The organism is Mesorhizobium sp. M8A.F.Ca.ET.057.01.1.1 (assembly GCF_003952565.1).
In the GTDB taxonomy this organism is placed as follows: domain Bacteria; phylum Pseudomonadota; class Alphaproteobacteria; order Rhizobiales; family Rhizobiaceae; genus Mesorhizobium.
Genome location: NZ_CP034454.1, coordinates 4,135,800 through 4,149,633 on the forward strand (window position 1 = coordinate 4,135,800; position 13,834 = coordinate 4,149,633).

Annotated in this window: 18 protein-coding genes; 7 read left to right on the top strand and 11 right to left on the bottom strand. The window is 62.6% G+C overall.

All coding sequences use genetic code 11. The features are described from left to right. Positions 1 to 50: 50 nt before the first annotated feature. Both uvrC and EJ077_RS19780 read right to left on the bottom strand, forming a co-directional pair. Positions 51 to 2,135: an excinuclease ABC subunit UvrC gene (uvrC, locus tag EJ077_RS19775; protein WP_208695723.1), complete on the bottom strand. Its 2,085-nt coding sequence runs from the start codon at positions 2,133 to 2,135 to the stop codon at positions 51 to 53. Beyond that, a complete protein-coding gene (locus tag EJ077_RS19780; RefSeq protein ID WP_208695724.1) occupies positions 2,132 to 2,896 on the bottom strand; it encodes an SDR family oxidoreductase in 765 nt (254 codons plus the stop codon). The genes uvrC and EJ077_RS19780 overlap by 4 nt, the downstream gene beginning before the upstream one ends. Before the next feature lie 413 nt (positions 2,897 to 3,309). On the opposite strand from EJ077_RS19780, the gene EJ077_RS19785 reads away from it, so the two are divergent. Next, the gene (locus EJ077_RS19785; protein ID WP_208695725.1) at positions 3,310 to 3,966 is read left to right on the top strand and encodes an outer membrane protein; all 657 of its coding nucleotides are present in this window, start codon (positions 3,310 to 3,312) and stop codon (positions 3,964 to 3,966) included. A 63-nt stretch (positions 3,967 to 4,029) separates the two neighbouring features. Here the strand turns inward: EJ077_RS19785 and EJ077_RS19790 are convergent, their stop codons facing one another. Then, the gene (locus tag EJ077_RS19790; RefSeq protein WP_208695726.1) at positions 4,030 to 4,626 is read right to left on the bottom strand and encodes a glutathione S-transferase family protein; all 597 of its coding nucleotides are present in this window, start codon (positions 4,624 to 4,626) and stop codon (positions 4,030 to 4,032) included. Positions 4,627 to 4,640: 14 nt separating this feature from the next. Here EJ077_RS19790 and EJ077_RS19795 point away from each other — a divergent pair, with 14 nt between their 5' ends. Next, on the top strand, positions 4,641 to 5,570 hold the full coding sequence (locus EJ077_RS19795) for a hypothetical protein (protein WP_208695727.1): 930 nt from the start codon (positions 4,641 to 4,643) through the stop codon (positions 5,568 to 5,570). Positions 5,571 to 6,089: 519 nt separating this feature from the next. After that, a complete protein-coding gene (locus tag EJ077_RS19800) occupies positions 6,090 to 6,398 on the top strand; it encodes a transcriptional regulator (protein WP_208703057.1) in 309 nt (102 codons plus the stop codon). A gap of 18 nt (positions 6,399 to 6,416) precedes the next feature. Here the strand turns inward: EJ077_RS19800 and EJ077_RS19805 are convergent, their stop codons facing one another. The 4 genes from EJ077_RS19805 to EJ077_RS19820 all read right to left on the bottom strand — a co-directional run bounded on the left by EJ077_RS19805 (position 6,417) and on the right by EJ077_RS19820 (position 9,182). Next, positions 6,417 to 7,031 (bottom strand): LysE family translocator, encoded by a 615-nt coding sequence (locus EJ077_RS19805; RefSeq protein WP_208695728.1) that lies wholly within the window; start codon positions 7,029 to 7,031, stop codon positions 6,417 to 6,419. Between the two features lie 145 nt (positions 7,032 to 7,176). Further along, positions 7,177 to 8,013 carry a DMT family transporter gene (locus EJ077_RS19810; protein ID WP_208695729.1) on the bottom strand — a complete coding sequence of 279 codons (837 nt, stop codon included), beginning with the start codon at positions 8,011 to 8,013 and terminating at the stop codon, positions 7,177 to 7,179. Continuing rightward, complete coding sequence (locus EJ077_RS19815) at positions 8,010 to 8,591, bottom strand: TetR/AcrR family transcriptional regulator (protein WP_208695730.1); 582 nt, start codon at positions 8,589 to 8,591, stop codon at positions 8,010 to 8,012. The genes EJ077_RS19810 and EJ077_RS19815 overlap by 4 nt, the downstream gene beginning before the upstream one ends. A gap of 138 nt (positions 8,592 to 8,729) precedes the next feature. Beyond that, on the bottom strand, positions 8,730 to 9,182 hold the full coding sequence (locus tag EJ077_RS19820; RefSeq protein ID WP_208695731.1) for a hypothetical protein: 453 nt from the start codon (positions 9,180 to 9,182) through the stop codon (positions 8,730 to 8,732). Between the two features lie 203 nt (positions 9,183 to 9,385). Between EJ077_RS19820 and EJ077_RS32195 the strand changes: the two genes are divergently transcribed. Then, positions 9,386 to 9,604, top strand: coding sequence for a hypothetical protein (locus tag EJ077_RS32195; protein WP_245458464.1), 219 nt, complete (start codon positions 9,386 to 9,388; stop codon positions 9,602 to 9,604). A 62-nt stretch (positions 9,605 to 9,666) separates the two neighbouring features. Here EJ077_RS32195 and EJ077_RS19830 read toward each other — a convergent pair whose 3' ends face one another. Beyond that, the gene (locus EJ077_RS19830; RefSeq protein WP_208695732.1) at positions 9,667 to 10,089 is read right to left on the bottom strand and encodes a VOC family protein; all 423 of its coding nucleotides are present in this window, start codon (positions 10,087 to 10,089) and stop codon (positions 9,667 to 9,669) included. Between EJ077_RS19830 and EJ077_RS31605 the strand changes: the two genes are divergently transcribed. After that, complete coding sequence (locus EJ077_RS31605) at positions 10,064 to 10,282, top strand: hypothetical protein (RefSeq protein ID WP_210212121.1); 219 nt, start codon at positions 10,064 to 10,066, stop codon at positions 10,280 to 10,282. The genes EJ077_RS19830 and EJ077_RS31605 overlap by 26 nt on opposite strands. Next, positions 10,282 to 11,061 carry a helix-turn-helix domain-containing protein gene (locus EJ077_RS19835; protein ID WP_245458465.1) on the top strand — a complete coding sequence of 260 codons (780 nt, stop codon included), beginning with the start codon at positions 10,282 to 10,284 and terminating at the stop codon, positions 11,059 to 11,061. The genes EJ077_RS31605 and EJ077_RS19835 overlap by 1 nt, the downstream gene beginning before the upstream one ends. A 21-nt stretch (positions 11,062 to 11,082) precedes the next feature. Here EJ077_RS19835 and EJ077_RS19840 read toward each other — a convergent pair whose 3' ends face one another. Genes EJ077_RS19840 through EJ077_RS19850 form a run of 3 tightly spaced genes read right to left on the bottom strand, consistent with a single transcriptional unit; the run spans position 11,083 to position 13,197 of the window. Further along, positions 11,083 to 11,946 carry a 23S rRNA (adenine(2030)-N(6))-methyltransferase RlmJ gene (locus EJ077_RS19840; RefSeq protein WP_208695733.1) on the bottom strand — a complete coding sequence of 288 codons (864 nt, stop codon included), beginning with the start codon at positions 11,944 to 11,946 and terminating at the stop codon, positions 11,083 to 11,085. Then, the gene (locus EJ077_RS19845; RefSeq protein WP_208695734.1) at positions 11,943 to 12,551 is read right to left on the bottom strand and encodes a hypothetical protein; all 609 of its coding nucleotides are present in this window, start codon (positions 12,549 to 12,551) and stop codon (positions 11,943 to 11,945) included. The genes EJ077_RS19840 and EJ077_RS19845 overlap by 4 nt, the downstream gene beginning before the upstream one ends. Before the next feature lie 19 nt (positions 12,552 to 12,570). After that, entirely contained in the window at positions 12,571 to 13,197 is a 627-nt protein-coding gene (locus EJ077_RS19850) for a TetR/AcrR family transcriptional regulator (RefSeq protein ID WP_245458466.1), read from the bottom strand. Between the two features lie 137 nt (positions 13,198 to 13,334). On the opposite strand from EJ077_RS19850, the gene EJ077_RS19855 reads away from it, so the two are divergent. After that, on the top strand, positions 13,335 to 13,805 hold the full coding sequence (locus tag EJ077_RS19855; RefSeq protein WP_208695736.1) for a carboxymuconolactone decarboxylase family protein: 471 nt from the start codon (positions 13,335 to 13,337) through the stop codon (positions 13,803 to 13,805). Positions 13,806 to 13,834: the final 29 nt, after the last annotated feature.

Here is a 13,834-nt window from a genome sequence, read left to right on the forward strand (position 1 = left end):
AGGGGGTCAACAGGCCAGATTCGACTGGCCAGCTGAAAGTGGCGATTTTTTCAGCTCTCGTGGAAGTGATTGTAGACCAGTTTCGCCACCTGTTCGGAAATGCCGTCGACCCTCCTCAGATCCTCCACCGCGGCACGGCTGACCGCCTTGGCGGTGCCGAAATGCAAGAGAAGCGCGCGCTTGCGGCCGGGACCGATGCCGGCGATTTCGTCGAGCGGGCTCTTGACCATTTCCTTCTTGCGGCGGGCCCGGTGCGAACCGATGGCGAAGCGGTGGACCTCGTCGCGCAGGCGCTGGACGAAATAGAGCACGGGATCGCGCACGGGCAGCGAAAACGAGTCCCTGCCCTTGACGAAGAAGCGCTCGCGGCCTGCATCGCGGTCCTGCCCCTTGGCGATGCCGATGGCGACGACGCGGTCCTCGATGCCGAGATCGGAAAGGATCTTGCGCACCGCCGTCATCTGGCCCTGGCCGCCGTCGATCAGGATGACATCGGGCCAGGCAGGAAAGCTCCCGGAGATATCGTCTTCGATATCGTCGCCCGCCTCGGCTGCCATGGCCTCGCCCGCCGCCGCATCGTCGGCTAGGACAACATCGCCATGCTCCTTGAGCAATCGCGAAAAACGCCGCTCCATCACTTCGCGCATCATGCCGAAATCGTCGCCCGGCGTGATCTCCGTCGAGCGTATGTTGAATTTCCGGTACTGGTTCTTCACAAAGCCTTCCGGCCCCGCGACGACCATGGCGCCGACGGCGTTGGTGCCCATGATGTGCGAGTTGTCGTAGACCTCGATGCGCACCGGCGGCTTTGCCAGGCCGAAGGTCTCGGCGAAACCGGCAAGCAGCCGCGCTTGCGTCGAGGTCTCGGCCAACCGGCGGCCAAGCGCTTCACGCGCATTCTGCACGGCGTTGTCGGTCAGGTCCTTCTTCTCGCCGCGTTGCGGCACCGTGATCGTCACCTTGCGGCCGGCGCGGGTCGAGAGCGCCTCGGCCAGCAGTTCCTGGTCCTCGACGGTCTGCGACAAGAGGATGGCACGCGGTGTCGGCTTGTCGTCATAGAACTGCGCCAGGAACGAGCCCAGCACTTCCGATCCCTCCAGCGCCGGATCGGCTTTCGGGAAATAGGCGCGGTTGCCCCAGTTCTGGCCGGTGCGGAAGAAGAACACTTGGATGCAGACCTGGCCGCCTTCCTGGTGGATGGCGAACACATCGGCCTCGTCGACGGTCGCCGGGTTGATGCCCTGATGGCTCTGCACGTGCGACAAGGCCGCCAGCCGGTCGCGATAGATGGCGGCGCGCTCGAAATCGAGGTCTTGCGAAGCCTGCTGCATGGCAGCCGAAATCTCGGTCTTCACCTTCTGGCTGCGGCCGGACAAAAAATCCTTCGCTTCGTCGACCAGCTCGGCATAACCCTCATGCGATATTTCGCCGGTGCAGGGACCGGCGCAGCGCTTGATCTGGTAGAGCAGGCATGGCCGCGTGCGGTTCTCGTAGAAGGAATTGGTGCAGCTTCTGAGCAGGAAGGCGCGCTGCAGCGAATTGATGGTGCGGCCGACGGCGCCGGCCGAGGCAAAGGGGCCGAAATAGTCGCCCTTGCGCGACCGCGCGCCGCGATGCTTGTAGATGCCGGGCGAGACATGGTCGCCGGTCAAAAGGATATACGGAAACGACTTGTCGTCCCGCATCAGCACATTGAATCGCGGCCGCAAACGCTTGATGAGATTGGCTTCGAGCAGCAGCGCCTCGATCTCGGTGCGGGTGACGACGAACTCCATTGTCGACGTCTCGCGCACCATGCGGCCGATGCGGTTGGTGTGGAATCTGCCTTGTGCGTAGTTGGTGACACGCTTCTTCAGGCTGCGCGCCTTGCCGACATAAAGCACGTCGCCGGCGGCGTTCATCATCCGGTAGACGCCGGGCGCATTGGGCAGCCGCTTGACCAGTGTCTGGATCACCTCGGCGCCGACCATGCCTTCGGCGTCGCCGGCATGCGGCGTCCAGTCGATGGCCGTGAAGGCGACATCCGGGCCAACCGGTTCGACGATCTCCTCCAGCGCCTCATCCTCGATGTCGATTTCGGGAGGAAGATCATCGGCGCCGCCGCGCGCCTTGTTCTTGTGATCCAAAGGACTCATTCCGCCATGCCTGTCACATCGGGCGTCTGCCATGCAAGATGCTGGCCGCCATCGAGCGCGATCATCTGGCCGGTGACCGAGCGCGTCTCCCAGAGATAGCGGATGGTGGCGCCGAATTCCGGCAATTCCGGGCCGCGCCTCAGAATCAGGCCGGCGACCTGCGCGTCAAAATCCGAATCGTCCTGGCGCGCGTTCTTCAGCGTCGGGCCCGGCCCGATCGCATTGACGCGGATGCGGGGCCCGAGCGCCTGTGCCAACATCTGCGTCTGGGTCCACAATGCCGATTTCGACAGCGCATAGGAAAAATAGCGCGGCGTCGGCCGCCAGACGCGCTGGTCGATGATGTTGACGATCAGCCCCTCCCGCCCCTCCGGCAAGGAACGGGCGAAGTTCTGCGCCAACACCGCCGGCGTCTTCACATGAATGGCGAAGTGGCGGTCCCAGGCGTGCCAGTCGAAATCTTCCACTGAATCATCGACGAAGAGGGAAGCATTGTTGACCAGCAGCGAGATCGGGCCCAGCACGGCTTCCGCCTGGCCGACGAGCTCGCTGACGGCGTCCATGTCGGTCAGATCAGCCGCAACCACGGCGGCGCGTCCGCCCGACCGGTTAATCCCCGCGGCCAGCGCATCCGCCTCATCGTGCGAGCGGTTGGAGTGGATGGCGACCGCGAAACCATGGCTGGCGAGGTCCTCGACGATCGCCTTGCCGATCCGTTTCGCTCCACCGGTCACCAGCGCCACGGCAGTGGCTTTGCTCATCTGTTGTCAATCCTCAATTTCGGCCCGAAAACGCGACGCCGGCGAAATATGGCCCGGCATGCGTTAAATGGTGTTCGCACCTGGGGCAGCATTGTGGCGAAGTGCCCAGTTCGGTATGCCGAGCCCTCTTCGGCTCGGAACCGCCGGACAGCAATATAGGACGCTGGACTCCTTGCACCAAGCGGTGTGCAGCGCAGCATGAACTCGCTGCTGACATTTCGCTGTTGCGAAGATGCAACGTCAAGGTTCCGCCTCATTCGTGCCGGGGAATGACCCAAGTTCAGGTTCGGTTCAGCCGCATTTTGACACGACATTTGGAACCGACGAACGCCAGATCCGTTTCACCCCCCGGACGGGTTGATGGCGATCGTGAGAAACAAGCCTGTGTCCTGTGGCTTAAGGAGTAAAGAACAATGCAAGCCAATCTCAAATTCGCACGGCCGCTGGCTGTCGCAATCGGGCTCTTCGCCCTCGGTGGTACCGCTTATGCAGCGGACGTCGTTCAGGAAGAGCCGCCGGCACCCGCTCCGGTTGCCGAACTTCCGGTCGCTTCCTGGGCCGGCCCTTATGCCGGTATCAACCTCGGCTACGGCTTCAGCGGCAAGACCAAGGAAAAGGATCTCGGATTCTCGACCGATACCAAGGGCTTTGTCGGCAGTGTCTTCGGCGGCTATCAGTGGCAGCAGGAGAACTTCGTGTACGGCGGTGAAGCCGAACTCGGCTACAACGGCGTCAAGGGTGACGACAATGGCGTCCACTCCAAGGGCGGCATCGAAGGCTCGCTGCGTGCCCGTCTCGGCTACGCCGTGACCCCGGAAATCCTGCTCTACGGCACCGGCGGTCTCGCCGGCAGAAGCCTGAAGGTGGAAGATTCGGTCATTCCCGCCAGCGACACCGCCACCATGCTCGGCTGGACCGCCGGCGTCGGTACCGACATCAAGCTGACCGACAACGTGTTCGGCCGCGTCGAGTATCGCTACACCGACTTCGGCTCGAAGAGCTTCGACGGTATCGGCAAAGTCAAGGCCACCGACAACCGCGTGACCTTCGGCCTCGGTATGAAGTTCTAAGTCGTCCAAGCCACGACACGAAAAAGCCGGGCCTCGCGCCCGGCTTTTTTTCTTTCCGATCGCTTAGGCCGGCACCGCGGACTTGAGTGCAGGGAATTTTTCATCGAAGCGTGCAGCCCAGCGGGTCAACCGGCCGCGGCCCTTTTCCCACTTCCCGGCGAAGCGCAAAGAGAGATAGCCAAGGCAGGCACGCAACGCCATCTGACCGGCCGTGATCTTCTTCGGCAGTTTGGGCGGATTGTCGTTGAGCAGATCGAGTGCCGCGGTGATCTTCGCCCACTGGCGATCGAGCCAGGGCTGATAGACCACCTCTTCAGGCCTGGTGCGGCGCTCATAGACCATCGACAGCGCGCAATCGCAGATACCGTCGGCCAGCGCCTCCAGCACTTCCGCTTCCAGACGCTTGTCGGGATTGCGTGGAAACAAGGCGTTCTTCGAAATCCGGTTGAGGTGCTGGGTGATGGCGCGACTGTCGTGAACCGAACGGCCATCATCGAGCACCAGCACCGGGATCTTGCCGAGCGGATTGGCGCTGATCAGTTCGGCCGGCTTGTCCTCGGTCTTGACCGGCACCTCATCGATGGCGATCCCGGCATAGGCCGCGGCCATCCTTACCTTGGAGCTGTAGGGAGAGGTGGACGCGTAGAGCAGCTTCGGCATGATCGGTTTCCTGTTTGCGGACATCCAGTGTCGACCGCAGGGCTGTTGCGATCAATTGCCAGGGTGCAAAAAAACAGCAGCCAGAAACCGGCCGCGGTTTGCGTCCTGGCATCACCACAAGCCTGAAAGCAGCAGACTGGAAAGCACTAGCAGGCCACGACGGCAAGCCGCCGGGATTCGAACCTGCATTCACCCTTCACAGGCGCCCATACTTCAGAGGCGCCAAAAGTCGTGCCGTGACCTTCGCCAACCACGGCAGGAGCGAAAAAGTGGGGCGAGCGAGGCAGCCAGCCGGCGCCTCGCTTTGCTGCCCCTCGGCCCCTTCTCGACGTTCAGCCCCGAAGGCTGAACCCGCTGCCGACTATGCTCCGACCCAGAACGTCAGAGCGTCCTTGCCGTGTCCCGAAGGACACGTGACGCCCCAACGATCCGTCTACTTCTTGGCCGGAGCCTTCGCCTTCGCAGGCGCTGCCTTTGCCTTCGGGGCCGCGGCTTTCTTCACCGCCGGCTTGGTTGCGGCTGCTGCTGCTTTCATGGCAGGCTTTGCCGCAGCCTTCGCGGCGGGCTTTGCCGCAGCCTTGGCGGGTGCTGCCTTCTTGGCCGCGGGCTTTGCCGCCGCCTTCGCTGCGGGCTTTGCCGCCGCCTTGGCCGCTGGCTTCTTCGCCGGTGCCGCCTTCGCTGCCGGCTTTGCCGCTGCCTTGGCAGGCGCTGCCTTCTTCACTGCCGGCTTCGCAGCAGCCTTGGCGGGCGCCGGCTTCTTGGCCGGTGCTGCTTTCGCTGCGGGCTTTGCCGCCGCCTTCGCAGGCGCCGCTTTCTTCACTGCCGTTGCGGCCTTCGCCGCGACTGCTTTTGCGGGTGCTTTCTTTGCCGGTGTCTTGGATGCCGGCGCTTTAGATGACTGCTTAGCCATGTCATGCCCCTTCACGTTATGCCGATGGCCGTGAATGACCCCGGCGCGCAATGCATATCTGACTCGCGTCTCGCTAGCCAGCGAAGCAATGGTATGATTTTCTCACCTTAAATTTTGGTTGCGATTGCCACACAATCACACTCATCACCGGAAAAATCCGCGGTTGATCTTCCGACATCGCCAGCAATTTGACACCGGCATTCGCGATGCGGGCTCGCCATCAAGCTCGCAAGATTAGCGAGCAACTTCACGCATGATCTTCGGCCGTGAATATCATGACTTGCCGTCTCAACGAGGCGATCATCTTTTGCAAGCGAGGGGTCAGCGCGGATCACGGATGCGATGCGACGCCCGATCTGAAGATCACCTTGTCAAGCATGTTTCGAGCATCAGCTTTCTGCTTGACAGAATACTCTGTAATGCAGAGTATTCTGTCAAGCAGTGCGATCGCGCCTTCGATTTCGGCCGTACAAAGGCAAGTGACACCCCGGCGGCAGGGATTGCCGAGTCACACGGCGACAGGCCAAAGGCTTTGCCGCATTGGAGCCATTTGGTGAGTTCCGACGACATTATCCACCAGAGTACACGTCTCAGGATCATGGCTGTCCTGAACACGCTGGAAAGGCGTGAGGCCTTGGAGTTCACCCAGTTGAAAGCCATGATCGAAGCCACCGACGGCAATCTCGGGGCACATCTCGATACGCTGGCCAGAGCTGGCTATGTCGACATCGAAAAGCTTTTCGTCGGACGTCGGCCGCAGACACGGGTCAGCGCCACGACGGCAGGGCGGCGGGCCTTTCGCGGGCACATCGCCTTTCTTCGCAAGATCATCGATCAGGCAGAGACACAACGCAGGAAATAACCCTGCGGCGCGCGAACATCAGCGCGTGGCGACGACCGCGACGCCGGCACCGATCATCACACCGCCCGCCGCGCGATTGACCCGGCGCACGATCCTGGGTGTTCGCAGCAGACTACGAGCGCGGCCGGCGAGAACGACGTGCCCGCCGATCACCACAATTTCGACAGCCAGGATCACCGCGATCAGGATGCCGAGATGCGCTGATGTCAGTGAGGTTCCGACGACGTTCGGCAGCAGCGCCACGTAGAACAACGGCATTTTCGGATTGCCGAGATTGAGTGCGACACCCGTGGCGAAGATCGACAGCAGCCCGCGCCGCCCGGAGACAGGTTTCAGCTCCGGCAGCACCGGCGCGGCGGTCCAGAGCCTGATGCCCATCCAGATCAAATAGGCAGCGCCGCCATATCGAAAGACGGTCATGACGAACGCCATCTTGGTGGCGATGATCGATAGACCGAAGGCGGCGAGCACCAGGGAGATGAGGATGCCGACAACGGTGCCCGCACCATAGGCGATGCCCGATGCGGCGCCGCTGGAGATCGTGCGGGCCACGATCGTCATGTTGTCGGGGCCGGGGCTGGCGGCGAACACGAAAAACGCGGCCGCGAAGGCAAGAATGGTGGCAAGATCCATGGAGGCTCCCGAAAGAGACTAATTGCTCTCGGGCTTCCAGCCTAGCCGAACCGGCCCTTGCCGGCATCAGAAAAATCAGGATCGTCTCGACAATCGTCGATGGCAGCGGCATCGCCGCGCTTGTCGGTAAGCGTGAGCGTCGTCATCACGGTTGGTAGCCGAGACAGATGGCGCCGAGCGCGACGACGGCGCAGGCGCCGACCCGCCGGGGCGTCAGCGTCTCGCCGAGAAACAGCCTGCCGATGAAGGCCGCGAAGACGACGCTGGTCTCGCGGATCGCGGTGATCGGACCGGCAGGCCCGAGTGCGAAGGCCGCCACCACGACGCCATAGGCCAAAAGCGCGAACAGGCCGCCGCCCAGCGCCTTCCAGGTTTCCGGTACCCGCGCATCGACGGCGAGCCTGCCGCGAATGGCTACGAAGGTCGCCGGCAGCAATAGGCCATAGGCCAGCAAGACCCAGGCGGTGTAGGCGCCGACATCGCCCGCCGCACGAACGCCAATCGCGTCGACCATCGCATAGGCGGCGATGATCGCCCCCGTCGCCAGCGCATAGAGGATCGATGTGGTGCTGCCTCTTCCTCGTCCGAGCGAAAGGGCCATGATGCCGCCACCGACCAGGGCAACGCCTGCGGTCTCTGGAGCGGTGAGATGCTGGCCGGCCAGCAGGAAGCCGCCGAGCGTGACGAGCAGGGGCACGCTGCCGCGAACGATCGGGTAGACCTGCCCCAATTCGCCATATCTGTAGGCGGCCACCAGAAACACGCTGTAGCCGACCTGCAGGCAGGCCGACAGCCCGATATAAGGCCAGGCGGACGTCGCAGGAAAACCGTTGAAGATTGCAAGGGGAATGGCGAGCGCCGTGCTGGAGAAACTCATGACGGTGACGGTCCACAACCTGTCGGCACCCGTCCGCAGGAAAGCGTTCCAGCTTGCGTGCAGGACCGCCGCGAACAGCGCGAGCCCTATGACCAGGGGGCTCATTGCGGCCTGCGCGAGGCGGCGATTATGTCCAAGGCGGCCTTGCGGGCGTCGCGGATGGAGGCCTCCCCCTGCCCCATCTGCGCCATCAGGGTCGCGCCTTCGATCAGCATCAACAGGATCGCCGCCGCGCTCTCGGCTCGCCCGCGCGGCATCACCGGCGCCAGGATCGACTGCATGCGCCGCCTGAGGCCGTCCTTCTGCCTGGCGACGGCCTTGAACACCGGATGCCGGGGATCGCCAAACTCGGCCAAGGCATGGGCAAACAGGCAGCCATGAAAATCCGGCCTGCGGAACCAGCGGCCATGCCAGTCGAAAATCTTCGCGATCTTCTGCTCCGGCGTGATGTCCTCCTGGGCGAGCTGGTCGAGCTGGTCGTCAAAACGCCTGGCGCGATAGTCGAGCACTTCGACGATCAGCTCGTCCTTGCTGGGGAAATGGCGATACATCGTCATCTTGGCTACGTCGGCCTCGGCGATGATCCGGTCGATGCCGGTGGCATGGAAGCCAGCGCGCTTGAATAGCGCATAGGCCGTTTCGACGACATGCTGGCGTTTGTCGGAGAGAGGTGACGGTGTCATGGCGGCCATCAAGTGATGAGACAGGTCTGTCTCATCGCAATGCAACGGAACGCATCATCTGTCAACACAGGACACCAAAGCGCCTGCGACCGGTTCAAGCCGCAGGCGCGAAAAAGGATCGGAAAGGAAGAGACGCGTTCAGCGCAAGACGCGGCAACGGCCGTTATAGACCATCCAGCGATCGAAGCCCGAGACGCAGAACTCGACATTGTCGCCGATCGAGGCAAAGCCCTGGCCTTCCTCGATCAGATAAAAGATCGATCGATCCCGGCCATCCGACAGGCTGACGGTTGCCCGGCAGTAGTGACGGCCGATCGGCCATTCCTCGCTCGCCTGCTCATAGCGGTGCTGGCGAATATCGCGAAAATCGGTGATAGCGACGTCGGGCAGATGCGGCACGTGATGCACCTGATAAGAGAACCGATGCGTGATCTTACTCAGCACCCATGATTCGCCGCAGACGCTGCCGTCGTCCCCGGAATAGACGGCGAGGTCAGCCGCCTGGACCGCCTGGGTGATCCCGAGAGGCGCGGCAAGCGGCGTGCAGAGCGAAATCAGGGCAGCAAGTGCGGATTTGGCGAAGCGAGTCATGGCAGCCTCTCAAAGTCGATTGCGCGCACTGTGCGGATTCGCTTGGCGGCGGTCAAGCGGTTGCCGAAACAATGGTTTCCAGAAACCACGCTAGACAGTTGCTGCAAGCAGTAATCCGCCAACAAGAGCGAAATTGACCAGGGAAGGCGGACCGCAGCGCCTGTTGTTCCGGGCCCTTACAGGCCTAGAACCGGAGCAGGAGCATGTTTGCCGCCAGCGCAAAGACGACCAGCGCGACAGCCGCGAAAGGCATCACGATGCCCAATGGCAAGCAGGGAGCCGGCAACGATTTCCAGCGCCGAGCCGGCGGCGAGCATGACGGCAGGAGCCGGAAGTCGCCGGGCGGCCAGATGCTCGGTCATGGTCCTGAACTTCACGAAATGTTCGATCCCGGCCCATATGAACACGCCGCCGATCAGTAGCGCACCCAGCGCCCGAACCGTTTGAGCAAGCATGCCAACCTCCTGCCAGATGTCCGCCGGGTTCAGTCCTCGGGCAGAAAGGCGGGGTTGAAGACGACCTCCCAGAGATGGTCGTCCGGGTCCTGGAAATAGCCGGCGTAGCCACCCCAGAACGTATTCTGGGCCGGCTTGACGAGACGCGCGCCCGCTCTGATGGCTTGCGCCATCACGGCATCAACCTCGGCCTCGCTCGTAACATTGTGACCGATGGTGAACTCGGTCGGGCTGCGGCCGGTCTGGCCGATGCCGGCGTCACGGGCGATGTTGGGTCGTTCGAAGATCGCGAATTTCAAGCCACTCTGCAGATCGAAGAAGGCGACGGCGCCATGCTCGAACTCCCTGCCGATGATGCCCTCGGTCGGAAGCCCAAGTCCGTTTCGATAGAATTCGAGCGACGCTTCCAGACTATCGACACCAAGCGTGATGACACTGATACGAGCTTTCATTTTGATTTCTCCTTTCTATATTCAGAAACTGCGCGATGACGTCAGCGCGGATGTGGTCGCAGATGCCAGTGGAAGGCTTCGTGTGATTGCCATGGCTGGAGCGGCGCGCATTGAAGATTTCGGCCAAAATGGCGGAGAGCACGGACCAAACCGCGAGCCCACGACCAAGATTGCGGGCCAAGCAGACGGATGATGGCTGAAGGGATGGAAGCGGTACTGGCGCAGACCACCGGCCTTTTCCAGGAACGGCCCCCAGACAGCAAACTGGGTGCCGTCTTCGCGTCCGTCTGGGTCCACCGCATGCAGGACCAGGGCGCTCCCCCTGTCGTGATAACGCCGGATGCGACGATCGACCTGCAGTGGATCGACGGCAGGTTCCGGGTCGCGGGGCCGGACCGGAAGCCGCAGATCGAGATATTGTCGTCAGGAGCGGCGATTGTCGGGTTCAGATTCCGGCCAGGGGCGGCCGCCGCCTGGCTGGGCGTGCCGGCCAACCGGATTGTCGGAGAACGCCTGGGCCTCGGTGACCTCTGGGGCACAAGGGCGCGCCATCTGGCATGCAGTATCCGGGCCACGCCCGATCTTGCCAAGTTGGTGCGACAATTGGAGAAGGCAATCGGGGAACACACGCAAGACCACCGTGCGCCCGATGCGGTCATGGGCAATGCATTCGACGTCATCGACCGAGGACTGCCGGCCGGCAAGCCGCTGGTCCCGTTCCTGCTGCGCACCTTGCATATGAGCGAGCGGATGCTGCGTCGCCGCTTCGAGGAAAGTTTCGGCTACGGCCCCAAGACGCTCGACCGCATCCTTCGCTTTCATCGTTTCCGGCGTCTGCGGCAGGCATCCGGCAATGCCTCGACCGCTGTATTGGCGGTCGAGGCCGGCTATGCGGATCAGGCCCATTTGATACGCGAAAGCAGCCGGCTGTCCGGCATCACGCCGTCGGCACTGGCCGCCACCGGAGCATAGCAGCGCCCCGACCGACGGTGTTCAAGCCGCGCCCGCCTGCTCGCCGGCCAGCCATTCCATCGACCAGTGCGCCGGTTTTGCCAGCGCAAGCAATCTGTGCAACGCCGGCAACACGGTTCTCAACTCACCTTCCAGCGTGAAGGGCGGATTGACCACCACCATACCGGTGCCATCGAGGCTGGGTTCCGACGAGGCCGGCCTGATCTCGAATTCTATGTCGAGGATTTTCGGGATGCCGGATTGCTTCAGCGCTTTCCTGAAGGCGATGACCGCCCTGCGGTCCTTGATCGGATACCAGAGCGCGTAGATGCCGCGGGGCCAGCGCCTGTGCGCCTTCACCAGTCCGTCGACGAGGCGGCCGAACTCACCCTCTTCCTCGAAGGGCGGATCGATGAGCACCAGGCCGCGCTTTTCCTTCGGCGGCAGGTGCGCTCCGAGTGCAAGCCAGCCGTCAAGTTCCATCACCCTTGTCTGGAAATCGCCGGCGAACTCCGTCTTCAGCTTCGCGGCGTCTTTCGGGTGCAGTTCGATCGCCGACAACCGGTCCTGCTTGCGCAGGAGATTGCGCGCTAGCAACGGCGAGCCTGGATATTTCTTGACGCCGCCCTCGGGATTGAGTGAGCGCACCGCCGCCAGATAGGGCGCCAGCAGTGCCGCCGCCTTCGCGTCGAACGATACATCGATCAGCCTGCCGATGCCGCCCTGCCACTCACCGGTCTTTTGCGCTTCGAGTGACGACAGGTCGTAGCGGCCAATGCCGGCATGGGTGTCCACGACACGAAACGCCTTGTCTTTCTGCTTCAGATATTCGAGCAGGCGCGTCAGCACGACATGCTTGACGACATCGGCAAAATTGCCGGCGTGGTAGGCGTGGCGGTAGTTCACGTGGGACCCCTGCCCCAGCGTGGCGGCGGCTGCGAGTTCGGATTTTCCGGTCGCCCGCCTCCGGAACGCAAGGACAGCAGGAAGCCGATCAAGCCGACCGCCATCAGCGAGAAGCCTATCGGCCGCGCGCGGCCGTCGATTTCCCCGACGCCGGAGCGCAAGACAAGGTCGACCGCTCGCATCGGTATGTCGTCGGCGTCGCCCAGGCCGACGGTGAAGACGTAAGCGCCAGGGCTGACGGTGGCAATCAGGCCGGCTTCGTCGCGAAAGATCTTGTCGGGCAGTTGCGGGCTGGCCTGGCGCGGATTGTCCACGTGGTTGAACTGCAGCGTCGAGGCAAGCACCGTGCGGCCATTGGTGGCAGCGGTCAGCGTCAACACCGTACGCTGCTGCGAAACGATGCGTTCGGCCCTCGCGGTCAGGTCCACCAGCACCCGCACCGGCGCATCTCGACCTTTGAGCGATACGGTCAACGGCCTGAACCGGCCTTGCTCATAGACCCGCCAGGTGCCGATTTCGCGGCCGGAAAAATTCGTCATAGTCCAGGGATAGATGAGACCGATGCCGGTGCCGGCCAACAGGATCAGGACAAACAGAAAGCGCATTCAGGCGGTCACCTTGCAATCAAACCTTACCGGACGACTGACTTGCATCGACACCGTCGCGCAGACGTTCCATCTCGTCCAATAGCATGTCGAGACCGAGCTCGAATGTCTTGTCGAAACCGGCGGCGCCGAAATAGGCTCCAGCTCTCATGACGCTGGGAAAATCCTTCGCCAGTCGATCGTCGCTGACGGTGGTCGCGGCCGAAGGCCCTTTGGCATAGCCCGCGGTTTCGTCGAGGATCGCGCCCGACAGGTAATAGCCGGCGGTGCGGAACAGTCTGGCACTGAGTTCCGGGCCGAAGCCGCCAGCCTCGAACAGGCCAATGACGCTGTTCAACATGGCAAGACAAGGCGGCGAATTCATCCGGTAGACGACAAGGAACGGCGCGAAGGCCGGGTGCTCTGTCGCGATACGGCGGAACTCCTGCATCGCGACACGGATTCTCTCTCTCCAAGGCATGCTGTCGTCAGGGATCACCATCGCGCTGACCTGACGATCGACCAGCGCCTCGTAGAGATGCGCTTGCGAGGGAAAGTGATGGTAAATGCTCATCGCCTCGCAGCCGAGCGCGGCGGCGAGCTTGCGCATCGAAAAGCCGGAAAGGCCCTCCCTCTCGATCACCTGGAAAGCCGCGTCCTCGATCATTTCGCGGGACAGACGCCCGCGTGCTCTCGTTTTCTTGATTGATTGATCCATTAGCGCTGGCTTGACAACTTACAGTGTAAGGTTCATTTTCACGGTCACCTTACATCGTAAGGCTAACAAAGACCAGAGGAGAAACCATGTCGTACCATCGCATCGTCAAATCCATACAGTCTTCGTCCCATCGTGCTTTCCTGTTCGCCGCCGCAGCCTGCGTGCTGTCGCTCGGCACTGGGCTGGCCCGTGCCGACGACTATGATGCAACCCTCAAGGACATACAGTCGACCATGGGCGGTGTACCGAGCTTTGTGAAACAGTTTCCCAAAACCGGTCTGCCCGGTGCCTGGGCCGAGGTCAAGGCCATCGAACTCAGCGACAAGACGGCGCTGCCGCCCAAGGTCAAGTCGCTGATCTCCCTGGCCGTGGCGGCACAGATCCCTTGCACCTACTGCATCTGGTCGGGCACGCAGGACGCCAAGCGCGCCGGCGCAACCGACGAGGAGATCCAGGAGGCCGTGGCGATGGCGGCGCTGACCCGCCACTGGAGCACAATCTTCAACGGCATGCAGGTCGACTTCGATACATTCAAGAAGGAAATGGGCGGGCAGTAAGCCCGCTGGCAAGCCTGGCCTGTTTCAAG